The sequence below is a fragment of the Pseudomonas phytophila genome, from assembly GCF_025643095.1.
GTDB classification, from domain to species: Bacteria; Pseudomonadota; Gammaproteobacteria; order Pseudomonadales; family Pseudomonadaceae; genus Aquipseudomonas; species Aquipseudomonas quasicaspiana.
In genome coordinates this window covers 198,932-222,892 of the sequence record NZ_CP081201.1, presented here as the reverse complement: position 1 = coordinate 222,892, position 23,961 = coordinate 198,932, and the positions used below count along the sequence as shown (strand labels likewise).

Below are 23,961 nucleotides of genomic sequence, written 5' to 3'. Positions count from 1 at the left end.
GCAGCGCCGTTTGGTCTACGACGCAGGAGCGGCTTTGGGGGGAAGCAGCCAGTGCTGACTCCCGGTCAAAGCCGGTCCTGCGATAACTGCTGAATCAGGCGCTTTTTGCCGACGGCAGCTTCGAAACCAGACGCAGCGATACCGTCAGACCTTCGAGCTGGTAGTGCGGGCGCAGGAAGAATTTCGAGGTGTAGTAACCTGGATTGCCTTCTACGTCTTCCACGACAACTTCGGCCGCAGCCAGTGGGTGCTGGGCCTTGGTGGTCTCGGTAGAGTGCGCAGGATCACCATCGACGTAGTTCAGGATCCAGTCCTGCAACCAGCGCTGCATCTCATCCTTCTCTTTGAACGAGCCGACCTTGTCACGCACGATGCACTTCAAGTAATGCGCGAAACGGCATGTGGCGAACAGGTAAGGCAGACGCGCTGCCAGATTGGCGTTGGCGGTCGCATCCGGATCGTCATATTCGGCAGGCTTCTGCAGCGATTGAGCACCGATGAACGCGGCAAAATCCGTGTTCTTCTTGTGCAGCAACGGCATGAAACCGTTCTTGGCCAGTTCGGCTTCGCGACGGTCGGAGATGGCAATTTCAGTCGGACATTTCATGTCCACACCGCCATCGTCGGTCGGGAAGGTGTGCGCAGGCAGGTTCTGCACCTCACCACCGGACTCGATACCGCGAATGCGCGAGCACCAGCCGTAGTGTTTGAACGAACGGTTGATGTTCACGGCCATGGCGTAGGCCGCATTCGCCCAAGTGTAATTGGCGCTGTCGGCACCGTCGGTGTCTTCTTCGAAGGCGAAGGCTTCTACCGGATCAGTCTTGGCACCGTAAGGCAGACGTGCCAGGAAGCGCGGCATGGTCAGGCCGATGTAGCGTGCGTCCTCGGACTCACGCAGCGAGCGCCAGCCGGCGTATTCCGGAGTGGTGAAAATTTTGGTCAGGTCACGCGGGTTGGACAGTTCCTGCCACGAGCCCATGCCCATTACGGTAGGCGATGCGGCCGCAATAAACGGCGAGTGCATGGCTGCACAGACCTTTGACAGTTCACCCAGCAGCTCGACATCCGGCGGCGACTGGTCGAAGTAGTAATCGCCTACCAGGCAACCGTAAGGTTCGCCGCCGAACTGGCCGTATTCTTCTTCGTACATTTTCTTGAAGATCGGGCTCTGGTCCCAGGCCGTACCTTTGAATTTCTTCAAGGTCTTGTGCAATTCCGGCTTGGAGATGTTGAGCACGCGAATCTTCAGTTGCTCATCGCTTTCGGTGTTGTTGACCAGGTAATGCAAACCACGCCAGGCGCTTTCCACTTGCTGGAATTCCGGGTGGTGGATGACCTGATTCACCTGCGCGGTGAGCTTTGCGTCGATGGCCGCAATGATCGACTCGATCGATTTGATCGCGTCGTTGGAGATGAGGTCAGTCTGTGCCAAAGCGTGTTCGGCCAAGGTCCGCACGGCGGTTTCAACCGCTTCGCGAGCACGCTCGGTCTTGGGTTTGAATTCTTGCATCAGCAGCGAAGCAAACTCGCTGGTTTCCTGAGTGGAGCCCTGTGGCGCCTGATTGTCACGCATCAAATCGGTCATGATCATTTGTCCTGATTAAGCACTGGGCTCGGAGTCCTGAGGCTTTGGCGCACTGGCCAGGGCCTGGAGCAACGCCGGATCCTTGATGGCTTTCATGATGATTTCTTCGGCGCCGGTCTTGCCGTCCATGTAGGTCAGCAGGTTGGCCAGCTGGGTGCGGGCTTCGAGCAACTGGTTCAGCGAATCGATCTTGCGAGCAACGGCAGCCGGACTGAAGTCGTCCATGCTTTCGAACGTGATATCCAGACTCAGGTTACCTTCACCGGTCAGTTCGTTCGGCACATGAAACGCAACGCGTGGCTGCATCGCCTTGAGACGCGAGTCGAAGTTATCAGCGTCTATCTCCAGAAACTTGCGATCGGCAACCGCTGGCAGCGGCTCGGCAGGTTTGCCCGCCAGATCGGCCATCACGCCCATCACGAACGGCAGCTGGACCTTCTTCTCGGCACCGTAAAGCTCTACGTCGTACTCGATCTGGACCCGTGGCGCGCGGTTGCGCGCTATGAATTTCTGAGAACTGCTGTTCGCCACGTTGCTCCTCCTGGTCGCTGATGCGACTGTGTTAGCGTCATCGGCCGGTGCCGGTAACGGTGTTGCGTAACTCGGGCCAGAACAACTCGATTACGAGTCAGTCGGCCTCGGGTCCGCGCAGATTTTCAAATTGGTTCATGCCGTCGGGAATCAGATTGCGCACGATGGTTGCGAAGTCCGCATTCACCAACAGCTTTGCGCGATTCAGCAACACCGGAAGCGGGCTCGAAGGCTCGTGACGGGCGTAATAACCGAGTATCAGATCCAGACTGCGCAACACGTCCTCACGACTACTGATCGTCCCTGAAGAACGGGCCGAAATCGGAGCGCTGGTTTCACTGAAAAGTTCGCGAGGTTCGTTTGATTCTGTGAGCGGCGTCTCGAACTCGCGGTGAACGGCAGTCTCACCCAGCACTTGTAGCGCCTGTTTGAGTGGCTGTTTCAAGGCCGAAAGATCAACGCCCTGGGCCGAACCCACTTGCTCGGAAACTATCTGCTCGATGGCTTCAGCGGCATCACGAGCAGCCCCCAGCGCGGCACGAATACCGTCCAACTGCTCGGCGTCTACGTCCTGCAGCGCGCCCGCGAACTCATCGGACGTCAGGCGCTCATCGGCGAAATGCTGCAAGCCAGCGGCATTCAGCGCAGCGCGAAGACTGATCGGACCAAACGCCCGGGAGCGGATCAGGATGCTTTCACGCAACAACTGGATATTGGTGTCGCAGGTCAGACCGGCCAGCGCATTGATTCTGACGGTAGGGTCGTTGTCGTCATCGGCGTCAAGCTGCGGATAAAGATCGGTCCAGTACTGCGTGAGCAAATCACGAGTCAGAACAAGGACGTTGCTCAGGCCGCTGATGCCGTCGAGGGCAAGGGCGCTTTGCAGGAGGAAATGGGTGATGCGCAGGTCTTTGCTGCGCTGCAGGAGAGCGGTGCTGGACTGCTCGATCTTGCGCCATTGGGGCGGCTCAGCGGGCTGAATTGAATCGCCCATGACGCGCTCGGGTTTGCCGAGTGCGTCGCGCTCCAACTGCAAAAAATCGGCGTCATATTCCAGGTCTTCGCCACACGGAGAGTTCGCGGAAACAGCGGCGAGTAACAACGGAACATCCACCAAATCGATCTCCCTATCGAGGTCCGGGAATAGTTACGAAAATATCGCAATCACTTTGCATAAATTCTTCCGGGTAACTTCGGAACTTTGCTGAAAGCGTACGATCTGTGATGTCACGTCGACATCACCATTATTTTATAAGTTGTGCATTTTTGGTGTAGGAAACAGCCAATGTCAAGGTAAGCTGTAAAGCTTGTGAAACAGTTGTGACCGGACTGGCATCCCACTGAACTCTACGGTCACAATCTGTACGACATTCATGAAGGTGTGTTTACAATCGCGGAATTTCAGCGAAATGGCCGATACAAAGGGATATTTTTGCTGTTTTGATCAAACTGTAATCGTTTTGTCGCAGAAACAACCTTTCCGTTTTTTTGTTCGCGATGCATGCAAGGAGGCGCGATGTCGCTGCGTTTGACCATTACGAGTTATCACAAGATAACGCCAGGCCAATGTCCCGAAAAATCAATGGACAAAGGTGTGATAGCGATTGGGCGCAGCACGGATAATGATTGGGTATTACCTGATCCTGAACGCCTCGTTTCAGCCAGACATTGCGTCATTCAATATAAAGACGGCCGTTATTATTTGACCGATAACAGCACCAATGGCGTTGAATTGGTCAATGCAGGCATCAGGCTGCGCCGTGGAAACAGTGAGCCATTACAAGACGGCGAAGTTATCCGGATTGGCGAATACGAAATACAGGCACGCATTGATTTCAATCTGCAAATGATGGAACCCGGCCTCGGCAACGTGGACGCCTCAAACAGCTTTGAAGCGCTGATGGGTCGCCAGCAGGCTCCGTCGTCGCCCGTCCCCGCTGCTGCACCGCTGGACATGCCGAGCGCGTCAGGTTTTCAGGGCTCGTCTTCGTTCGATACCCTGCCCGACCTGTTCGACTTTCTGGCGCCGTCTGCCGTCCCGCCGGTTACTCAGCCGGACCATGTGCCAGCTGAACGACATGACTTCCGGCCGCCGACAGCCACCCATGCGCCTGCGGCTCCCGTTCCTGTATTCGAAACACCTGCGCCCGCTGCTCCCACGGCAGGGGTAATCCCGGAAGACTGGGACCTGTTTGCAGATATGCCTGCGCCAGCCAGGCCAGCGGCAGTCAGCGCTGAACCTGTGCCAGAAATCCCGCCAGCGCCGATTCCTGTGGCCGTTGCTGCGCCCGTCCCGGCCCAGGAGCAACCGACGCCCCCCCCGGTTACAGAACCTGCCGCCAGTCACGCCCAACCTCAATTACAGCAAGCTTTTCTGCGCGGCGCAGGGCTGGATCAATTGCGCATCGATCACGCTCAAGCCGAAGCGCAAATGGAAGCCATCGGCCGCAGTTATCGGTTGATGGTTGAAGGCCTGATCGATGTACTGCGCGCGCGCACCAGCCTCAAGGGTGAGTTCCGCATGCAGCAAACCATGATCCGCCCGGTGGAAAACAACCCGCTGAAGTTCGCGCCCAATGCCGATGAAGCGCTGCTGCTCCTGCTGCGCCATGGCAATCAGGCTTTCATGCCACCGGACCAGGCAATCAGCGACAGTTTCGACGATTTGCGCGCGCATCAACTGGCCGTCATGGCAGGCGTCGAGGCCGCAATCAAACACCTGCTCAAACGGTTTGAACCCAGTGAACTGGAAGCGCGGATGAGTAAACCCGGCGGGCTTTCAAATCTCCTGCCCGGATCGCGTCAAGCTCAGTACTGGCAGCAGTTCAGCGAGCTTTACAGCAATATCTCCCGCGAGGCGGAGGATGATTTTCAAGACCTGTTCGGTCGCGAGTTCAGCCGCGCCTACGAGGAGCACAGCGCCCGGTTGCGGCGTCCGTAACAACGTGTTCGGCAACAGACAACGCCCCTGGATATCGAGGAAAAAAGGATGTTTCGTAGTGCTGTAGCAGCTCTTTTCATCATGCTGCTGGCCGCTTGTGCCAAAGACGCTCCACCTTCTGCAGACGCAGCGCCGGGCGCAAACGCGTTGACGTTGAATTTCCAGGCGATCGCCGGCCTCAATCCCGGCGCAAGCGGCCAGCCAGCACCCGTTCGAGTGCGAATTTTTGAGCTCAAGAACGCCGCTAACTTCACCCGCGCCGATTACTTTGGCCTGGTGGAGCGTGCACCTGCGACGCTCGGTCCTGACCTGATTGATCAGGACGAAGTGCTGCTGCAGCCCGGCGAACAATTGAGCATCCAGCGCCCGCTTGATCCTGCAACCCGTCATGTCGGGCTCGTCGTCGGTTACCGCGAAATAGACCAGGCGCAATGGCGTGCGGTGCTTGATGTCGCCCCCGACCAACGCCGCGAATATCAGATCAGCCTCGACGTGCGAGCCATACGCACCGATGCCGCGATCCCAACCCGTCCCGCTCAATAGGCAATCGGAGAACTCATGTCCTGGAACAATCGAGTGGTCTGGTCGGAAGGCATGTTCATTGGAACACAGCATTTCCAGCAGCATGACCGTTACCTGGAAAACCTCATCGATGCCCGCAGTCGGCCATTGTCAGCCGGTGCCTGGGGGTTCTCCGAGTTATTGATCGATCAGGGCCTGCTTGCACAGGGCAAACTCGCAATCATCTCGGCCCGTGGGCTGTTGCCGGACGGGACGCCATTCAATATCCCTCAGGATGACCTGGCACCGAGCCCGCTGAGCATTGATGACAATCTACGTGACGGGCTGATTTACCTGGCCTTGCCACTGCGTCGCGCGGGCGCTCGCGACACGGTTGATGAAGGCGAAGAACCCGGCGCGGCGCGCTACATCAGCCAGGTGCGCGAAGTGCGCGATGACAATGCGCCGTTTGAGAACCGCGCACCGGTAGCCATTGGCTCCCGCGCGCTGCGCTTGCTGACCGCACAGGATGGCTTGGGTGATTACGCAGCCATCGGCATGGTGCGAATCAAGGAAAAACGTGCCGACCGGGCGCTGGTGCTGGATGACACTTACATCCCGCCGGTGCTGGATATCGCGGCCAGCGCCCTTTTGAGCGCGTTTCGCAGCGAGCTGTTGGGCCTGCTGCATCAGCGCGGCGAAGCACTGGCCGGGCGCGTGGTAGCGTCCGGCGCGGGCGGAGCCTCGGAGATCGCTGACTTCATGCTGCTGCAACTGGTCAATCGGGCTCAGCCCCTGATCCAGCACCTCGCTCACCTGAGTCCATTGCACCCCGAGCGGTTGTTCAGCGAACTGGTCAGCCTGGCGGGAGAGTTCGCGACGTTCTCCGTGGCCGAGCGTCGCCCAGCGGAGTATCCGCCGTACCAGCATGACAATCTGGCGCTGAGCTTCACCCCGGTGATGCACGCCCTGCGTGAAGCCCTGTCGATGTTGATCGACAGCAAAGCCACGCCGATTCCGATTGTCGAGAAAGCCTACGGTATTCATGTCGCCATGCTGGCCGACCGCAGCCTGATCGAAAGCGCCAGCTTCATTCTTGTCGTCCGCGCCGACGTGCCGGGCGAAACCTTGCGCGGCCGCTTTGCCCAACAGAGCAAAGTCGGTTCGGTTGAACACATCCGGGATCTGGTCAACCTGCAACTGCCGGGCATCGGCCTGCTGCCATTGCCGGTTGCGCCTCGCCAGATTCCGTATCACGCAGGCTCCACCTATTACGAACTGGACCGTGGCAGTGAACACTGGAAACAGCTGATGAATTCCGGTGGCTTTGCTTTCCATGTAGCCGGTGATTTCCCTGGGCTGAACCTGGCTTTCTGGGCCATCCGAGGATAAATGGCGATGACCCGGAACGACGATCCTTCGAACCCGTTTGAATCCCCCAATGACCGCACGCAGTTCATGCCGCGACCCGGTGGACGCGGGCCGCAGCCGGTAAATCCGGAGCAACCGACGGCCCCACCTGCTGCTCCCGCCGGCCCGGCGCTGACCGGCAAGGCGCAAGGCCTGAACCCGCTGGAGTCCGCCGCTGGGCCATTGCTGGCCCTGCTCACGCGCTTGCGCAGCACCATCGCGCATCCCGCACCGGCGAGCCTGCGCGCACAACTATTGGGTTATCTGCGCCAGTTCGAACAGGACGCCGAAGCAGCCGGTATCGCTCGCAATGAGGTGCTGCTGGCCCGTTATGCGCTGTGTACCGCGCTGGACGAAGCAGTGTTGAGTACGCCTTGGGGCAGCACCAGCGAGTGGGGCAAACAAAGCCTGCTGATCACGGTGCACAACGAAGCCTGGGGCGGTGAAAAGGTCTTTCAGCTTCTGGAACATTGCCTGCAAAGCCCGCGTGAACGCCTGTATCTGCTCGAGTTGCTGTACTTGTGCATGTGCCTGGGTTTCGAGGGCCGCTATCGGGTCATGAATGACGGTCGCAGTCAGCTGGACGCTTTGCGTGAGCGGACCAGTGCAGCCATCCGCAGTGCACGGGGTGAATACGAACGCGAGCTGTCGCCTCATTGGCGCGGGCTGAGCGTGGCGCGTGATCGGCTTTCCCAATTCATGCCGCCCTGGGTCGGCGTAGCCATTGGCCTGGCGCTGCTGTTACTGCTGCTCTTCGGCCTGCGCCTGAAGCTGGCATCCGATGCAGAACCGGTCTTCAAGAATATCCACGCACTGGGGGAAATTCCGGTGCAGGCCATTGACCGTCCTGTCGTGCAGCCCAAGCTGGTAGAGCGTCCCCGCCTGGCGGGCTTCCTCGCTGATGAGATCAAGGCAGGCCGGGTCTCCGTGGAAGACGCTGTGGATCGCTCGGTGGTAACCATTCGTGGTGACGAGCTCTTCGCTTCCGCCAGCGCCAGCATCGTCGACGATTTCCAGCCCCTGATGCTGCGCATCGCCGACGCGATTCGTAACGTCAAAGGCCAGGTTCGCGTCACGGGCCATAGTGACAATCGCCCCATCGCCACCCTGCGTTTCCCGTCGAACTGGGCATTGTCCCAGGCGCGTGCCGAGCAGGTGTTGCAGATTCTCGCCGCTAAAACCGGTCAGCCGCAGCGCTTTACCGCCGAAGGGCGTAGCGACACCGAACCGCTGGCACCAAATAACACCAGCGAAGGCCGGGCGAAGAATCGCCGGGTAGAAATCACTGTTCTGGCGGAGGGGGTCGAGTGAAGGCGTTTTTCGGTTTTTTCATTCGCTGGATCGTCCCGGTTCTGGGCCTGATCGCGTTAAGTCTGATTATCTGGTTTGTCGGTCCGTTACTCGAAGCCCTGGTGCCGGAAGGCCGTCGCTGGGCGCTGATCATCCTGCTGTTCGCGGCGTGGCTCGCGTACCGGGTATTTCGCATCGTTCAGGCGCGTCGTCAGGCCGCCAAGGTCATGCAAAGCCTGGCTGCGCAAGAGGTTCCAGACCCGGCCAGTGTCGCCACGGCAGAAGAACTCGCCACCTTGCGCCAACGCATGGACGAAGCGCTGACACTGCTCAAGAAGGCCCGCCTGGGCGGCGATGAGCGACGCAATCTGTACGAGCTGCCGTGGTACGTGATCATCGGCCCGCCGGGTTCGGGCAAGACCACTGCGCTGGTCAATTCCGGTCTGCATTTTCCGCTGGCGGCGCAGATGGGTGCGGGCGCGATTCGCGGTGTGGGCGGGACGCGTAACTGCGACTGGTGGTTCACCGATCAGGCCGTCTTGCTCGACACCGCCGGGCGCTATACCACTCAGGACAGCCATGCGCAGGTCGATAAAGCCGCGTGGCTGGGCTTTCTGGACCTGCTGAAAAATCAGCGTTCGCGGCGTCCTATCGACGGCGCTTTCATTGCCATCAGTCTGTCTGACCTGTTGCTCGGCACTGATGCTGAGCGTGAGGCGCATGCCGTTGCAATCCGCGCGCGTATTCAAGAGCTGTATACCCAGCTCGGCGTGCGTTTCCCGATCTACCTGATGCTGACAAAGCTGGATCTGGTGCCTGGCTTCATGGAGTTCTTCGATGCCTTGAGCAAAGAAGAGCGGGAGCAGGTCTGGGGGATGACCTTTGCCCTCGACGATGGGAAGAACGCGCAAGGTCCGCTGGCTGAATTTCTCAGTGAATTCGCCCTGCTGGAGCAACGAATCAACGCACGTCTGGTGGAGCGCTTGCAGCAGGAGCGGGATCCGGCGCGGCGCGATTTGATCTACGGCTTCCCCCAGCAATTCGGCGCGTTGAAAGATTGTCTGCAAAGCTTCCTGGACGGGGTATTCAAACCCAACGCCTACGAAGACCGTGCTTTGCTGCGTGGGGTGTACTTCACCAGCGGCACCCAGGAAGGCAGCCCGATTGACCGCCTGATCGGCGCCATGGCCCAAAGTATGAGCCTGGACCGCCAGCATCTGGCGCGCCAGAGCGGCACCGGGCGCAGTTATTTCATCCACAAGCTGTTCACCGCCGTGGCGTTTGCCGAGCGGGGACTGGTGGGCGTCAACCCGAAAGTCGAACAGCGCCGCAAATGGATCGCCCGCGGGGTTCTGGCAGCGACCATCGCGGTGGTGCTGACGGTCAGTGCATTGTGGTGGGTCAGTTATCGCGCCAACCAGGCGTACATCGCTCAGGTCGATCAGAAGGTCGCGCCTTTGGGCCAAAGCGTACAAAACCTGAGCCCGGCACAACGCGATGTGCTGGCGGTATTGCCATTGCTCAATGCGGTCAAGCATCTGGCAGGTGACGCACCGGACTGGTCTGAGGGGCTGGGGCTTTATCAAGGCGACATGCTTGAGGCAGAGTCCGGCAGCGTCTATCGCAAACTCCTCATCGCGGTCTTCGCACCACGCCTGGTGACGCGCATTGAAGAGCAACTGCACAGCGGTGGCAGTTCCGATTACCTGTACGAAGGTCTGAAGGCCTACCTGATGCTCGCCGACAACGAGCATTACGACCCTGACTTCATCAAGGCATGGATCGCTCTGGACTGGGACCAAAACCTGCCCCGCGACCTGCCGCCGGAACAACGCCAGCAATTGGGTGAACATCTGCAGGCGCTGTTCGAGCGCCACCCTCCTAACGCACGCCTGGACCAGCGCCTGATCGACGACCTGCGCCGCCAACTGCAACAGTTGCCCGTTGCGCAACGCGTTTATGACCGGGTCAAGCGGCACAAACTGCCCGAAGGTGTCGCTGACTTTCGCCTCAGTGAGGCAGCCGGTCGCGATGCGCCGCTGGTGTTTGCGCGCAAGAGTGGCAAACCGTTAGGCGATCCTTTGAGCGGCTTTTTTACCGCCAAGGGCTATCGGGAAGCCTTTCTGGCCACCAGCCTGACGCAAGCAGGCACGCTGTCAGAAGAGCAATGGGTGCTGGGCCGCGATCAGGCTGATCAACAGAATGTTGCCAGTCTGGCCGCGGACGTCAGGCGTCTGTATTTCCAGGACTACCTGAGAAACTGGGACGCCCTGCTCGCCGACATCGACTTCGTGCCCATCACCAGCGTGGCGCAGGCCGCGGACGTGCTGCGCGTCCTCTCCGGGCCTTCTTCGCCCTTGAAGAAACTGCTGGTGGCGGTCGCCAAAGAAACAGACCTGCAACAGGAAGAAAAACTGCTCGCTGCTCAAGGCAAGAAAGTCGATGGCAATGTCGATCAGCTCAAGCAAAAGCTCGGCTCGTTGCTGGGTCAGGAACAACCGGCCAGCAACACCGCAACGCCGGTCAGCAGCGAAGACCCGGTCAGTGCGCACTTTGCCGAACTCAACAGTCTGGTCAGCAAGGGCGAAGGCGAACCGGCTGCCATTGACGGTCTGTTGGCGGACATGAACGCGCTGTATGTACAGGTCAGCGCCATGGTCGGTGCCAGCGGTGATGCGCTGCTTGGCGAGGCGAAAAACTCGGCCACGGCCGCAGCACAACGCGTCAGTCTGACGGCAGAGCGCCAACCGCCTCTGGTACAAGGCTTGGTCAAATCCGTGGTCAGCTCCACCACCAACACGATGATGGGCGGTGTGCGTAACCAGTTGAACGCCGCCTGGGTGAGCGAAGTGGTCAACGTTTATCGCCAGTCCCTGAGCGGGCGTTATCCCCTGTCGCCCGGCAGCAATCGCGATGCCACGCTGGATGACTTCGGCCAGTTCTTCGGGGTTGGCGGAGTGATGGACAACTACTTCCGCAGATACCTGCAACCTTACGTCGATACATCGGCTTCCACCTGGCGCTGGCAGCCCGGTGCAGCACAGAAACTGGGGATCAATGCAGGCGTGCTGCAGACCTTCCAGCGTGCTGCGGCGATCCGTGATGCGTTCTTCCGTTCAGGTGGAACCCAACCGATGGTGCGCTTCGAGCTGAAACCGGTGGCCATGGATGCTTCGATCACCCAGTTCCTGCTCGACCTTGATGGCCAGCAGATCAGTTACGACCACGGCCCAAGCCGCCCTGTGGCGATGCAATGGCCGAATGCCGGGAGCATCGGCGTGGTCCGTATGTCCATTTCGCCGCCATCGGCCAGTGGTCGCTCGGCCATTACCCTGGACGGCCCCTGGGCCTGGTTCCGTCTGCTGGAGCAATCGGATCTGGTGGCGGGCAGCTCGCCGGACCGTTTCAATCTGCGCCTGCGGGTCGACAGCGCGAGCATCTCCTACGAGCTGCGCGCCAACAGTGCTTTCAACCCATTCAAGAGTCGCGTCCTCAGCGGCTTCAGCCTGCCGGAGCGGTTATGACGACAGGGTTTTACGGCAAGCTGGCCAGCCGCGGCGATTTTGTCAGCCGTGGCCTGCCGCAGAGTTTCATCAAGCCTTGGGACGCCTGGCTCGCCGCCGGTTTGCTCGCCAGCCAACAGCAACTGGGCAGCCAGTGGCTGGACGCTTATCTGGTCAGCCCGCTCTGGCGTTTCGCACTGGCCCCCGGCGTGTGCGGGCCTGATGCCGTGGTGGGTGTGCTGATGCCGAGTATTGACCGGGTCGGGCGTTATTTTCCGCTGACCGTCGCTCAACCTCTGGCGAGCAATTACAGCCTTGGCGCAGTGGTGACCGGCCCTGAAGACTGGTTCGAACAGACCGAATCATTGCTGCTCTCGACGCTGGACGAAGGTGCCAGCTTCGAAATCTTCGACAGCAACCTGCAAGTACTGGGTGCGCTGCCTGCCACACCACGAAAGCCTGTGGGCAAGTTCGCCGGCCTGCAGCGAATGGCCGCGACGGAACCTGCCCAGCGCAGCGCGGCACTGGTGGACAAGGCCTGCGACCACGCGAGTCTGTGGTGGGGCAAGGGCTCGGAACAGATCGCGCCGGGCCTGCTGCATTGCACAGGGCTGCCAGCCGCCGCGCAATTCGGCAGTTTTCTGCTTGGGCAAGGAGCCACGAACTAGATGTCTCGCATTACCTATAAATCTGCCTGCTACAGCCACGTCGGCATGGTGCGCAAGATCAATGAAGACGCCTTTCTGGAAGCGACCGACAACGGTCTGTGGGCTGTGGCCGACGGCATGGGTGGTCACGCCGCCGGGGACTATGTCAGCAGCCTGATCGTGGACAGTCTGCGGGGTATTCCGGTGTCGCAGGATCTGTCGCTGTACACCCGCGAGTTGCGGTCCCGGATGGCCGAGGTCAACGCGACGGTGCGCGAAGAAACCAAAACCCGTGGCGTGAGCATGATGGGCAGCACGCTGGTGTTGCTCGCCGTAAGAGAGGACGAAGGCGTGTGCCTGTGGGCCGGTGACAGCCGCCTGTATCGCTTGCGCGACGGTGTACTGGAAAGCCTCTCCCGCGATCACAGTTACGTCCAGGACTTGCAGGACAGCGGCCTGCTCAGCGAAGCACAAGCCAGAGTGCACCCGCGCGCCAACATCGTGACCCGCGCCGTTGGCGTGGAGGAAGGACTGGAGCTGGCTATGGTGCCGCTTCAGATCGTCCCCGGTGATACCTATCTGCTGTGCAGCGACGGCCTGAACAAAACCGCTGAAGATCATGAAATTCGCGACGTACTTGGCCACAGCGACCCATATCAAGTGGTGCGCAGCCTGATACACCTCGGGTTGACGCGTGGTGCACCCGACAACATCACGGCAATCGTCGTCAAAGCCAACTGAAGAAAGCATCCATGGATATCTTGATACCCGGTTTTGACATAGAAGGTGAGATTGGCGAAGGCGCCATGGCCACGGTCTATCTGGCGACCCAGCGTTCACTGCAACGCAAGGTGGCGCTGAAGATCATGGCCGCGTCGCTCGCCGCCGACCCCAGCTTCTGCGAACGCTTCCTGCGCGAAGGACGCACCCTCGCGCGGTTGTCGCATCCGCATACGGTCACCATCCATGACATCGGCAATGTAGACGAGCTGTACTACATGGCCATGGAATACTTGCCCAATGGCACGCTGAAGGAACGCATCGCTGAGGGCCTGAGCCCCGAGCAGGGCTTGCTGTTCATCCGTCAGATCGCGTCCGCGCTGGGTTACGCCCATGCTCAAGGGCTGGTCCATCGCGATGTGAAACCGGCCAACATCCTGTTCCGTGCCGACGGCACAGCGGTGCTATCGGACTTCGGCATCGCCAAATCCCTGGACGACCGCACGCAGTTCACTCAGGCCGGTTTCACCGTGGGCACTCCCAGCTACATGAGTCCCGAACAGGCTCGCGGACAGGACATCGACGGGCGCGCCGACCTGTATGCCTTGGGCGTGGTGCTTTATGAGATCCTCGTCGGCAGGCTGCCGTACACCGGTGTCGACGCACTCTCCACTGCGCTGGCCCACCTGACCGAGCCGTTGCCAGAGCTGCCGATTCATCACGACCGCTATCAGGACATTCTGCGTCGGCTGTTGGCCAAGGACCCGGCGGAGCGTTTTGCCAATGCCGAACAACTGATTGCTGCGCTGGATAACCTGCCCGCGACAGCGACTGAAAGCACGCTCATTCAAACGCTGCCGATTCCACCACAGGCCGGTCTTGATCTGGCCGGAATCACCCCGGAATCCATCGAAATTCCGCGCAGCGCGCCAACGCCGACGCCCCCATTGGCAAAACCGACAGCTGAGAAAACGGAGACTTCTGGCCAGCGTCAAGGCCCGATGCTGGCGTTGCTCGGTGTCGCAATCGCTGCTGCACTGGGCCTTGCGGGCGGAGGTTACTGGTGGATGAGCTCACAAAGCTCAACGGGAACGACCCAGACAGACAACGCACCGACAACACCCCGCTCTTCAGCGGCAAACACAGCGCCTGTTGGTCAATCGTCAGCGGTGGATCCGGCCCTTGCAGCCAACGCCGATGGCGGACAGCGCCCACTGTTGATGCCCGGCAAGAAAACCCTGTTCCAGCGTGTGTTGAGCAAGCCCGGCGCGAGCTATGCGAGCGAACCGGGTGGTCAGGCAAGCAAACCGCTGCCTTCGTTTTCTGTGCTTTACGTTTACCAGCGCCAGACCGTCGATGGCACCCAGTGGCTACGCGTCGGCCCGGCCAGCGATGGACGCAGCGAAGGCTGGCTGCCTGCTGCTCAGATCAGCGACTGGAAACAAAGCCTGGTGCTTAAATTCACTGAGCGCTCCGGCCGTTCACCCGTGATGTTCCTGCGCCAGCCCGGCGAACTGGAAAACATGCTGAGCAACACCACCGCCGCAAGAAACCTGTTGCTCAAGGCACAAAACGACCCGGACGATAGCCAACAGGTGCTGGCACTGGAGCCCAGCGCCAGCGCAGTACCGCCGGATCAGTTCTACCTGTTGCCGATTTTCGAATCCCGGGAAACCTTCGATGAAAACGGCCAGCCTGTTCAGTTGTTGAATGTGGCGTCCATCGACCCCGGCAGCGAGCAACGCAAATCTGCCGATAGCGCGAACGCTAAAACAAAGGCCAGCACCGACAACTTCCGCACGGCAGTCGTGCTGGTTGTGGACACGTCGGTGTCGATGCAGCCCTACATCGATCAGGTTCGCAATGTCGTGCACGAACTGCAGAGCAAGATCGCTCAGCGCGGCGAGCTCGACAGTGTCAGCTTCGGGATGGTCGGGTTTCGCAACAATGTCAGTAAGACCCCCGGGCTGGAATACTTGAGTAAAACCCTGATCACCCTTGATCAGGGCCGCGATCCAGAGCGATTCATGCAACTGGCCAGTCAGGTCAAGGCAACCTCGGTATCGAGCCATTCCTTCAACGAAGATTCGTTCGCGGGGGTCATGCGAGCGGTCAATGACATGGATTGGTCCGGCTACGGTGGGCGCTTGATTCTGCTGGTCAGTGATGCCGGTTCTCTGCGCAAAAACGACCCTTACAGCAGCACGCAAATGAACGAGGCGGAGGTCCGTCAGGCGGCGCTGAGCAAGCAGATCAAAATCTATGCGCTGCACTTGCGCACCGACGCAGGCAAGAAAAACCATGCGCAGGCAGAGCAGCAATATCGAACGCTGACCGCCGACGCCAACCCGAAAATCGGTGATCTTTACATCCCTGTCGCGGGCGGTGATGTCAGCAAATTCGGCGCTCAAGTCGATGAGATCGGCACGGTATTCGCCGACCTTGTGCATCAGGTACGCAGCAACCAACCGCAGGCTGTGCCAAATCTGGCTGCTGCGCCCAGCGTTGCCGACAAGTCAGCGGCCATCGGTTATGCGATGCACATGGATTTCCTTGGGCGTAAATCGGCGAGTCAGGCCCCGCAACTGGTCAGCGCCTGGGCCGCTGACCGCGACCTGACCAACCCGACGCTGCCCGCGTTTCAGGTCTGCGTCATGCTGACCAAGTTGCAACTCAACGACCTGCAGCAGTCCCTGAAACTGATCGTTGATGCCGCTCGCAAAACCAAGACCTCACCGAAGGACTTTTTCCAGGAAATCGCCAGCGCCAGCGCCTACATGAGTCGTGATCCTTCGGCACTGCGCAAAGGCGCAAAACTGGCCGAAGGCGGCGTCCTCGGTGAATACCTTGATGGCCTGCCTTATCGCAGCAAGGCGTTGAGCATGACTCAGGACTTGTGGCTGTCGTTGAGCGTGGCGGAACAGGAAGACTTCATCGACGAACTGGATTCGAAAATCCGTCTCTACGAAACCTTCCACAATGATCTGGCCAACTGGGTCCGGTTCGGCGACGCCGAGCCGGGCGACGCGCTGTATCGCGTCCCGCTTTCGACGCTGCCCTGATGCTCAGCCTGCGAGATGTGCGCAAGACGCGAGGCTCGGGCAGCCAGCGTTACAGCCTGGTGATTCCGCGCCTGGAGCTGAGTGCCGGGCAACAATGGGCGTTGCTCGGCCCAAGCGGCAGTGGCAAGAGCACGCTGCTGGATCTGCTGGCGCTGGTGTCGTCGCCGGATCATGCCCAGCGTTTTGACTTCTCGACGTCACAAGGCGAATTCGACATCGGTGGCCTGTGGCGTAACGCGCAGCAGAACCACCTGGCGCAATTGCGCAGCCGTCATCTGGGTTACGTGCTGCAAACCGGCGGCCTGCTGAGCTATCTCGATGTGCGCGGCAACATCACCCTGCCCCTCCAGTTACTCGGCCTGAAGGACGACGGCCGCGTGCAGCGCCTGGCCGAGCAACTGGAAATCGCCGACCAACTGCACAAGAAGCCACCTTCGCTTTCTGTTGGGCAGCGCCAACGAGTCAGTTGCGCCCGTGCGCTGGCTCACTCGCCGCAATTGGTACTGGCCGATGAGCCTACCGCCGCACTGGACCCGTTCAATGCCAACAGGGTCATGCAGCTTCTGCTCAGAGGCGCGGCAGATCAGCAGACCTGCTGCGTGATCGCCACCCACGACGAAACACTGGCCCGCACGAACGGCCTGCGTTGCCTGCGGATTGCTTGCCGACGCGACGCGGACGGCGGTGTCACGGCAACCCTTGAGGAGGCCCGCTGATGCGCCCTTCTCTGGTGGCCAGCCTGTCTTGGCAAGACTACCGCGCCGATGCACGCCTTTCGGCCTGTGCCGTGCTGGCATTGGTGGCCGTGATCGCGCCGCTGCTGGTGCTGTTTGGTCTCAAGTTCGGCCTGATCAGTAGCCTGACCCAACGTCTGGAACAAGATCCCGGCGTGCGCGAAGTAATCCCCATGGGCGGCGGCCGCTTCACCCGAGGCTTCGTCGAACTCCTGGCACAACGGCCTGACGTGGCATTCGCCATACCGCGCACCCGACAAATCGCAGCCACCGCAGATTTGAACAGCCAGGCGGCAGGTCCGGCAGTGAACGTGGAGATGATCCCCACGGCAGCCGGTGACCCGCTGCTGGAAGGTCTGAAATTGCCAGTGCAAATCAACAGCGTGGTCCTCAGTCACACCGCTGCGGAAAAACTTGGCAGCAAACCGGGCGATTGGCTGGACGCCTCTTTCACCCGGCAAGTCGCCGGGCAGGCACAGGTGCAACGCACTCGTCTGCAAGTGCTGGCGGTGTTGCCTCTGGCAGCCTTCGAGCGTGACGCAATGTTCGCAACGCTGAGCCTGCTGGAAGCTGCCGAAGATTACCGCGACGGCCGTGAAGTCACAGCGCTGGGCTGGGCTGGCGACCCTACAACGTCTGTGCAAAAGCGGGTCTATCCGGCGTTTCGGCTGTATGCAAACGACCTCGATGGCGTCGAATCCCTGCGCCGCTATTTCGCTGACAGCGGACAACTGGTTTCAACTCAGGCACAGGCCATCGATCAGGTTCGGTCCCTGAGCAACAACCTGTCCATCACCTTCTGGATCATTGCCGGGCTGGCCGTGACCGGTGCATTCGCCGCTATTTTCGCCGGGGCGCTGGCGGCCGTTGAGCGTAAGCGGCGTGAGCTATCGGTCTTGCGTTTGCTCGGTTTCAGTACCGGCGCGCTGCTGCTGTTCGTGGTGCTCCAGGCTCTCTACAGCGGCGGGCTGGCGGCCCTGCTCGCGGCCGGCGTGTATGGCCTGGCCGAAACTGGACTGAACCGATTGTTCGCGCAGGCAACCAACGAGTACGCCAGTCACCTGCTACCTGTTCACTACCTCGTCGCCCTGCTCGCGGTGCTCGGTGCCAGCCTCAGCGCGGCGGCGATGGGCGGCTGGCGCGTGGCACGAATTGAAGCTTCAGAAGGAATTCGAGATGTTTGAGTTTCGCAAAGCCGCGCTGGCCTTGGCTGTTGTGTCGCTGTGTATGGCCGGTCAGGTGCTGGCCGACGATACCGACAAACTGGACAACCCCAAGCCACTGCCGGATGACGTCAGCCTGCCGCTGCCCTGTGACGGCGAAATGGTCTTTCGCTACGTTTACATCCTCGCGCAAGGCAGCCTGGATGATCGCGAAATCAGCCTCGGCTATCCGTTCAGCGAAGGCGAGCCTGGCTACAAACAGTCGTTTATTTCCGGCTATCGGCGCGACTTCATCAACGGTCAGTTCACCCTCAAGGACTTGTCCAGTGACTGGGGCAAAACCATTGGCCCGGTACTGCCCAAAACCGACAAGGGCACGCCGCTCAAGCCGATGATGTACTTCATCGGCAAGTACGAGGTCACGGCACGTCAATACGCGCAAGTCATGGCTCAGGCTCAGTCGCTGGCCAGCGGTGAACCTGCCCCGGCATGCGAAGAGCCCCAAGGCATGGCCGCTCGCTTGCCGAAGGTCAAACTGTCGCGCTTCGAAGCCGAACGCTTTGCGGCGGTCTACAGCGCCTGGCTGATGAAAAACCATCGCGACCTGCTGCCAGTCAGCGGCCGCGGCAACGACGTCGAGGACGGTGGTATTGGGTTCGTTCGCCTGCCCACTGAAGTGGAATGGGAGTTCGCGGCGCGTGGCGGTCAGGCGGTCAGTCGGCAGGAGCTAGAAGCCCGGCTGTTCCCTCGTCGTGTTGAAGGAAGCGAAAGCGACGGCCCGCTCGCAGACTGGGCAGTCTTCAATCAGGTGGCGGGCGGTACCGGCCAGGCTGCAAGACTGACGCCCATTGGCACCAAACTGCCTAACCCTATTGGCATGTTCGACGTGATCGGCAACGCGGCGGAAATGGTTCAGGAGTCTTTCCAGCTGGTTCATGCCGGGCGTCGCCAAGGCACCTACGGCGGCTTCGTTGCCAAAGGTGGCAACTACCTTGAGGGCGAAGGCACGCTGTTTACCGGCATGCGCCGCGAGTACCCGCTGTTTGCCGCCGACGGCACCGAACAGAGCAATGAAACCACCGGTTTTCGCGTTGCCATCGGCGCGCTGTCGGCACCCCGCTCACGCTACAAAGAGCTGTTCACCCAGTGGGAAAAGGAAGGTCGTCTGGCCTCGCTGACCGACGCCATTGATGACGCTCAGGATCCGACCAAGCGTCTGGACAGCATCATCGCCGCCAGCGCCGATCCGCGCCTGCAAGCCGAGTTGGGACTGGTCAACGAAGAGCTCAAGCGCAACGTCTCGCTGATCGCCCGACAGCGCGAAGAGGCCGCAGGCAACCTGATCCAGTCAGCGGCCTTGGTGGCCGAGACCATCAGCAACTACAACATCCGGCTGACCAATCTGAAAAAGAGCCAGCAGCAGGCGCTGGACGCCAAGGATGAGGCGACCGCCAAGCTGTTCGGCACGGCGCTGGACAACGGCCGTAGCGCGCTGGATGGCGCCGTTGCGATCTATATCGACAACCTGGCCACCGGCACTCGCTACACCGATGCGGTGATTCAGGCGCAATTCCAGCGCATCAAGGAAGAACTCAATCGCAAACCGGTCATCGGCAAGAGTCTGGTGACACGGGCAACACTATTCGTGCGTCATGTCGGTAACTACCGCCAGCAAAAGCGGGCCGATCCGGCGGCGATATTGAAGGAATTGCTTGCATCGGCAGGTCAGCAATGACCCGTCGTAGTCTTGCAAATACAGAGGGGACTCGGGCGGCTGTAAGCCGCGTCGGGCTAGTCCAAACTAAAGAAGAGAACGCAAATATGCTTTTGTCCCGTAAACCCCTGCTCACCCGTTCCACTGGTCGCGCTCTGATGATGACCGCGGCTGGTTTTGGCGCGGTCATTCTTACCGGTTGCGCCAGCTCGCCAGTGTCCAAAGTAGGCGCGACCACCAAGGTCGAGTACTACCCGACATGCTACGAGCCGGTACAACACCTGCGCAGCACTGATTCGGACATGACCAAATCGGTCGCTACCGGTGCCGCATTGGGCGCTGTGGGTGGCGCACTGGCCGGCGCATTGACCGGTGACTCCGAGAAGCGTGGCCGCAACGCCGCCATCGGCGCAGCGGGCGGGGCATTGGTCGGCGGCGCAGCCGGTTACTACACCGAGCGTCAGAAGCAGATCACCGATGACAAGCAGCGTATCGCTTCGTACGCAGGCGACATCAACAAGAGCGCCGCTGACATCGACCGCAGCACTGCTTACGCTCGTGCTTCGCAGTCCTGCTATCAGCAGCAGTTCGCCAACCTGATGACGGCCCGCAAAGCCAAGACCATCAACGACACCGAAGGCCGTAAGCGCCTGGCGGAAATCGTATCGGGCCTGAAAGAGTCCAACGACCTGATCACTGCCGTAAACGGTCGTGCCAGTGAAGACCTGAGCAACTACACCCAGGCTTACGAAAAAGACCTGCAACAAGTCGGCGTACAGCGCACCGACGTAGCAACCGTGGCTGCAGCCGACGCCGCTCCAGCTGCCGCAGCGACCACCAAGAAAAAGACCAAGCAGCCAGCGAAAGCCAAACTGCCGGTCGTTCCACAAGAAGCCGTGAAGACCGAGAAAACCCTGGTCGACGCCAAAGCCAAGCAGGCTGAAAGCGACAAGGTTGCCACCGCTGGTAAAAGCCAGGTTGAGGGCATGTGCAAAAGCCCTGACGTAGGCGACTGGGCTCCGGTTCCTTGCCCTAACGTTTGATTGACTGGCTGTCGCTGTAATCGATAACCGCCATCGGCCCTCTCTGCATGAGGGGGCTGATGGCGGTTTATCGTGCATGACAAGGAAGAAACAACATGACCCAGATTCTCACCGGACTGAGCAACAACCCCTCTCAATTCCTGGCCCGCCAACGCATCGAAAGCCGCATCAACCTGCCCCGGCTGTTCGCCGCGATTGATGCCGACCCCGGCATCGTGGGTGCTGGCGTGGTCTACATAGATGCTGATTTCAACGTCGTCACACTGCGCGAATTCACGCCCATCTGCAGCATCCAGCCCAAGCGCATCATCCTGCGCGAAGCCAAGAAATACATCGCCCCCGCCCAGTTTGCCCACGAGGTTCAAAACAACCCCCGCGAATCACGTGTGGTCAAGGAAGCGGTCGGCGCCACCCTGTCCTGCGCTGGCGCAATACTGGGCTGGCTCGTGGTGTTCAGCGGAACGGTGGCGGTGCCGTTTACGGCTGGGGCTAGTATTGTGGTGGCGGGGATTGGGGTTGCTGCTGCGACTGCAAGTACCGGGCAATGTGTAATTGGAATGGTGCGCACCTACAATGAAACAGACGATCCATTAGCTAACGACTCGATGGACGACGCTAACTGGTACCGTAACGTTACCCCCGTTCTGGATGCTGTTTCTCTGCTAGGAGTTGGTGCATCAGGACTGACAACACTCAGGTTTTTACAGGCTCGTAAGGCAGCCACAGGCCGTAGCTGGTATGAAACGTCGAAAGGCCTGTCCAGACAGCAGCGTAAAGCTTTGACGGAGGAGTTGCTCACGCTTAAGCACCCGGAGCTCACAAGCAAATTGCTAAAACTAAAGCAGCAATCCGGCGCTCTCACGAAACGCTTTACTCCTACGCAAATACAACATGCCACACGCACCCAGATACAAGACGCGCTGGGAGCATCTATCGGTTTGGTAGGCAGCGGCACAGTTCAAAGCATCGCGGTCGGTCTTTACGAGGAGCTAGCACCATGATGCAGACCGACGGCTTACAAGCCTTCCTTGCCAGATACTTCCCAACATTCATCGGCGCATTCTTTCTCGCGGTATTTTCCATAAGTGTCGCCATCTCATTGGCTAGCAGTACTTACTTTCGCGAGTATTCCGAGCGGGGTAGCTACTCAGCGATGGCAGCCATCGCGCTCTCGGTGGTCCTGTGTTTCGGTAATTTCATGATGATCCGGGGGAGGACCTGGGGTGTCTGGATCATCGTCGCATTGCTGATAATCAGCCTGCTCACGGTGCTGCTTACCTTTGGCTACAGGCCGCATATGTTCTCCTACACCACTGGAATACTTTTCCCTTTGCTTGGGCTGCTGATGCTCAACTCGAAAAGGCATCGGGAAATGCGGGATGAACTGGTCAAAATTCGAGAGCAGCGCGTGAAAGCCCGGAACAAAAGCCTTAAGCACAAATGATTCGATACCGCCGGATTTTGTGGGAGCTGGGCTTGCCCGCGATGCAGACACCGCAACCTTTCAGGTAGATCACCAAAAACCTATCGCGGGCAAGCCCGGCTCCCACAGAGCCATGTGAGCTGGTCAAGATCGGCGAGCAGCGTGTGAAAGCACGGAACAAAGGCCGTAAGCACCAGTGATTCGACACCGCCGGATTTTGTGGGAGCTGGGCTTGCCCGCGATGCAGACACCGCAACCTTTCAGGTAGATCACCAAAACCTTATCGCGGGCAAGCCTCGCTCCCACAGAGCCATGTGAGCTGGTCAAGATCGGCGAGCAGCGTGTGAAAGCACGGAACAAAGGCGGTAAGCGTCAGTGATTCGACACCGCCGGACTTTGTGGGAGCTGGGCTTGCCCGCGATGCAGACACCGCAACCTTTCAGGTAGATCACCAAAAACCTATCGCGGGCAAGCCCGGCTCCCACAGAGCCATGTGTAACGCTGGCGAAACACTTTCAATCGGTTTACCCTCGACTCACTTGGCGCAAAGGATGCGCAGCCCACATCAAGGAAGAGTGTATGGATCCAAGCGAGAGCCAGCCTCGGGGAAAGCTCAATCCCTTTGAGCACTTGCATGCTCAGGCAGATGACGCGCCCATAGCGTATAGACGCCACCGTTCCAGCCCTGCACGAACCTGGCGGCGCATCTTCCTGCCACTGATAGTGGTCGCTGCAGCGGGCTATCTGCTGGTGCATTTCAGCGATCTTTTAAGCAATACCGTTAGCCGTGTGACCGTGAACCACACTCCCGCGCCCACGCTGCCCGTCAGCTCAAACCCGGTGCCGCCGATTTACACGCAGGACGCCTTGATCGAACCCAAACCGCTGGCCGACTGCATAAAACCAGACAACATCATCGACGAAGCCGTAGCCACTTGCCGCTACGGTCAATTCCCCCGCGCAACCGAGAATCCAGACGCCCGCGGTATGGTGAGCGCGTCCTACATGGCGAGATACAAAAACGAGCAGCAACAACCTGCCCGAACCAAGCGCGTCACGGCCTTCAACGTCGAGCGGGCCACCGTTTGGCAATGGGACGGTAAACGCACTTACGCTGCCGAATGGGCGATCAATAACAATCGCATCGACGGCACCAGTGTCTGCGCCAACTATCGACGTGGCTCAATCGAACACCGGGAATGCCGCAAAGGCGCCAAAGTTTACTTCCGGGAAAAATGCCGCGAATGGGGCAAGCGTCGTGACAGAGATGGCAGCGACGCCAGCCAGGCGGTTCGGGAGCGTTTCTGCTCGGCCGGTGATGGCTTCAATCCACTGAGTTAAGCGCGTGTCGTGATGGCAGAAATGCCGTTATGCCCATCAATATTGCTAGCAATCCACTCGGTTGATATTTTTTTGCCATTTTTTTCCGACATCTTTTGTAACGCCCTTCCCCCTATAAACTGGGGACCACATGCAAACCGGTGCGTCATCCCGCCACAGGTGGCCCGGTCTAGAGCGGTTGCCATCATCGTCCCCAGATGGGATAAATAAAAAGCAAACGGGCTCGAAAATCTATAAAAAACATAGATTCATGGGTCATTGAAGTCGTATAGCGGCGATCCTGCATCAGATGAAAGTCCACACGTTCTGTGTTCGCGCATTTGCCAACAGCGTGTCGGGCAACCCTGCCT

Annotated in this window: 18 protein-coding genes; 15 read left to right on the top strand and 3 right to left on the bottom strand. The window is 59.7% G+C overall.

What is annotated here, in order from left to right; translation table 11 throughout:
• Positions 1–94: 94 nt before the first annotated feature.
• From tssC to tssA, 3 genes are all read right to left on the bottom strand, one after another.
• Positions 95–1,588, bottom strand: a complete 1,494-nt coding sequence (tssC, locus tag K3169_RS01020; RefSeq protein WP_027900004.1) for a type VI secretion system contractile sheath large subunit — start codon at positions 1,586–1,588, stop codon at positions 95–97.
• Positions 1,589–1,603: 15 nt separating this feature from the next.
• The gene (tssB, locus tag K3169_RS01015; RefSeq protein WP_099270322.1) at positions 1,604–2,119 is read right to left on the bottom strand and encodes a type VI secretion system contractile sheath small subunit; all 516 of its coding nucleotides are present in this window, start codon (positions 2,117–2,119) and stop codon (positions 1,604–1,606) included.
• 97 nt (positions 2,120–2,216) lie between these two features.
• Positions 2,217–3,233 carry a type VI secretion system protein TssA gene (tssA, locus tag K3169_RS01010; protein WP_122396894.1) on the bottom strand — a complete coding sequence of 339 codons (1,017 nt, stop codon included), beginning with the start codon at positions 3,231–3,233 and terminating at the stop codon, positions 2,217–2,219.
• A 402-nt stretch (positions 3,234–3,635) separates the two neighbouring features.
• On the opposite strand from tssA, the gene tagH reads away from it, so the two are divergent.
• The 15 genes from tagH (at position 3,636) to K3169_RS00935 (ending at position 23,611) form a co-directional block, all read left to right on the top strand.
• Entirely contained in the window at positions 3,636–5,060 is a 1,425-nt protein-coding gene (gene tagH, locus K3169_RS01005; RefSeq protein ID WP_263269556.1) for a type VI secretion system-associated FHA domain protein TagH, read from the top strand.
• A gap of 48 nt (positions 5,061–5,108) precedes the next feature.
• Complete coding sequence (tssJ, locus tag K3169_RS01000; RefSeq protein ID WP_263269555.1) at positions 5,109–5,603, top strand: type VI secretion system lipoprotein TssJ; 495 nt, start codon at positions 5,109–5,111, stop codon at positions 5,601–5,603.
• Between the two features lie 15 nt (positions 5,604–5,618).
• Positions 5,619–6,953, top strand: a complete 1,335-nt coding sequence (gene tssK / locus K3169_RS00995; RefSeq protein ID WP_122396883.1) for a type VI secretion system baseplate subunit TssK — start codon at positions 5,619–5,621, stop codon at positions 6,951–6,953.
• A gap of 6 nt (positions 6,954–6,959) precedes the next feature.
• Positions 6,960–8,282, top strand: coding sequence for a DotU family type VI secretion system protein (locus tag K3169_RS00990; protein ID WP_122396895.1), 1,323 nt, complete (start codon positions 6,960–6,962; stop codon positions 8,280–8,282).
• Positions 8,279–11,785, top strand: a complete 3,507-nt coding sequence (gene tssM / locus K3169_RS00985; RefSeq protein WP_263269554.1) for a type VI secretion system membrane subunit TssM — start codon at positions 8,279–8,281, stop codon at positions 11,783–11,785. The genes K3169_RS00990 and tssM overlap by 4 nt, the downstream gene beginning before the upstream one ends.
• Complete coding sequence (tagF, locus tag K3169_RS00980; RefSeq protein ID WP_263269552.1) at positions 11,782–12,432, top strand: type VI secretion system-associated protein TagF; 651 nt, start codon at positions 11,782–11,784, stop codon at positions 12,430–12,432. The genes tssM and tagF overlap by 4 nt, the downstream gene beginning before the upstream one ends.
• Positions 12,433–13,152, top strand: a complete 720-nt coding sequence (locus K3169_RS00975) for a PP2C family protein-serine/threonine phosphatase (RefSeq protein ID WP_263269550.1) — start codon at positions 12,433–12,435, stop codon at positions 13,150–13,152.
• 11 nt (positions 13,153–13,163) lie between these two features.
• Positions 13,164–16,193, top strand: coding sequence for a serine/threonine-protein kinase (locus K3169_RS00970; protein ID WP_263269548.1), 3,030 nt, complete (start codon positions 13,164–13,166; stop codon positions 16,191–16,193).
• Positions 16,193–16,909 (top strand): ABC transporter ATP-binding protein, encoded by a 717-nt coding sequence (locus tag K3169_RS00965; protein ID WP_263269546.1) that lies wholly within the window; start codon positions 16,193–16,195, stop codon positions 16,907–16,909. Before K3169_RS00970 ends, K3169_RS00965 begins: the two co-directional genes overlap by 1 nt.
• Positions 16,909–18,111 (top strand): ABC transporter permease, encoded by a 1,203-nt coding sequence (locus tag K3169_RS00960; protein WP_231676976.1) that lies wholly within the window; start codon positions 16,909–16,911, stop codon positions 18,109–18,111. Before K3169_RS00965 ends, K3169_RS00960 begins: the two co-directional genes overlap by 1 nt.
• Positions 18,104–19,825, top strand: a complete 1,722-nt coding sequence (locus tag K3169_RS00955) for a formylglycine-generating enzyme family protein (protein ID WP_255885777.1) — start codon at positions 18,104–18,106, stop codon at positions 19,823–19,825. The genes K3169_RS00960 and K3169_RS00955 overlap by 8 nt, the downstream gene beginning before the upstream one ends.
• A gap of 86 nt (positions 19,826–19,911) precedes the next feature.
• Positions 19,912–20,847 carry a type VI secretion system-associated lipoprotein TagQ gene (tagQ, locus tag K3169_RS00950; protein WP_099270311.1) on the top strand — a complete coding sequence of 312 codons (936 nt, stop codon included), beginning with the start codon at positions 19,912–19,914 and terminating at the stop codon, positions 20,845–20,847.
• A 95-nt stretch (positions 20,848–20,942) separates the two neighbouring features.
• A complete protein-coding gene (locus K3169_RS00945; RefSeq protein WP_027900019.1) occupies positions 20,943–21,848 on the top strand; it encodes an NAD synthetase in 906 nt (301 codons plus the stop codon).
• Positions 21,845–22,291 carry a hypothetical protein gene (locus K3169_RS00940; protein ID WP_263269544.1) on the top strand — a complete coding sequence of 149 codons (447 nt, stop codon included), beginning with the start codon at positions 21,845–21,847 and terminating at the stop codon, positions 22,289–22,291. Before K3169_RS00945 ends, K3169_RS00940 begins: the two co-directional genes overlap by 4 nt.
• A gap of 558 nt (positions 22,292–22,849) precedes the next feature.
• Complete coding sequence (locus tag K3169_RS00935) at positions 22,850–23,611, top strand: hypothetical protein (protein WP_263269542.1); 762 nt, start codon at positions 22,850–22,852, stop codon at positions 23,609–23,611.
• Positions 23,612–23,961: the final 350 nt, after the last annotated feature.

Coding starts and splice junctions, on each gene's coding strand:
- K3169_RS00970 (WP_263269548.1), top strand. CDS start 13,164: ATGGATATCTTGATACCCGGTTTTGACATAGAAGGTGAGATTGGCGAA.
- K3169_RS00955 (WP_255885777.1), top strand. CDS start 18,104: ATGTTTGAGTTTCGCAAAGCCGCGCTGGCCTTGGCTGTTGTGTCGCTG.
- tssC (WP_027900004.1), bottom strand. CDS start 1,588: ATGACCGATTTGATGCGTGACAATCAGGCGCCACAGGGCTCCACTCAG.
- K3169_RS00945 (WP_027900019.1), top strand. CDS start 20,943: ATGACCCAGATTCTCACCGGACTGAGCAACAACCCCTCTCAATTCCTG.
- K3169_RS00960 (WP_231676976.1), top strand. CDS start 16,909: ATGCGCCCTTCTCTGGTGGCCAGCCTGTCTTGGCAAGACTACCGCGCC.
- tagF (WP_263269552.1), top strand. CDS start 11,782: ATGACGACAGGGTTTTACGGCAAGCTGGCCAGCCGCGGCGATTTTGTC.
- K3169_RS00935 (WP_263269542.1), top strand. CDS start 22,850: ATGGATCCAAGCGAGAGCCAGCCTCGGGGAAAGCTCAATCCCTTTGAG.
- K3169_RS00975 (WP_263269550.1), top strand. CDS start 12,433: ATGTCTCGCATTACCTATAAATCTGCCTGCTACAGCCACGTCGGCATG.
- K3169_RS00940 (WP_263269544.1), top strand. CDS start 21,845: ATGATGCAGACCGACGGCTTACAAGCCTTCCTTGCCAGATACTTCCCA.
- tagH (WP_263269556.1), top strand. CDS start 3,636: ATGTCGCTGCGTTTGACCATTACGAGTTATCACAAGATAACGCCAGGC.
- tagQ (WP_099270311.1), top strand. CDS start 19,912: ATGCTTTTGTCCCGTAAACCCCTGCTCACCCGTTCCACTGGTCGCGCT.
- tssK (WP_122396883.1), top strand. CDS start 5,619: ATGTCCTGGAACAATCGAGTGGTCTGGTCGGAAGGCATGTTCATTGGA.
- K3169_RS00965 (WP_263269546.1), top strand. CDS start 16,193: ATGCTCAGCCTGCGAGATGTGCGCAAGACGCGAGGCTCGGGCAGCCAG.
- K3169_RS00990 (WP_122396895.1), top strand. CDS start 6,960: ATGACCCGGAACGACGATCCTTCGAACCCGTTTGAATCCCCCAATGAC.
- tssJ (WP_263269555.1), top strand. CDS start 5,109: ATGTTTCGTAGTGCTGTAGCAGCTCTTTTCATCATGCTGCTGGCCGCT.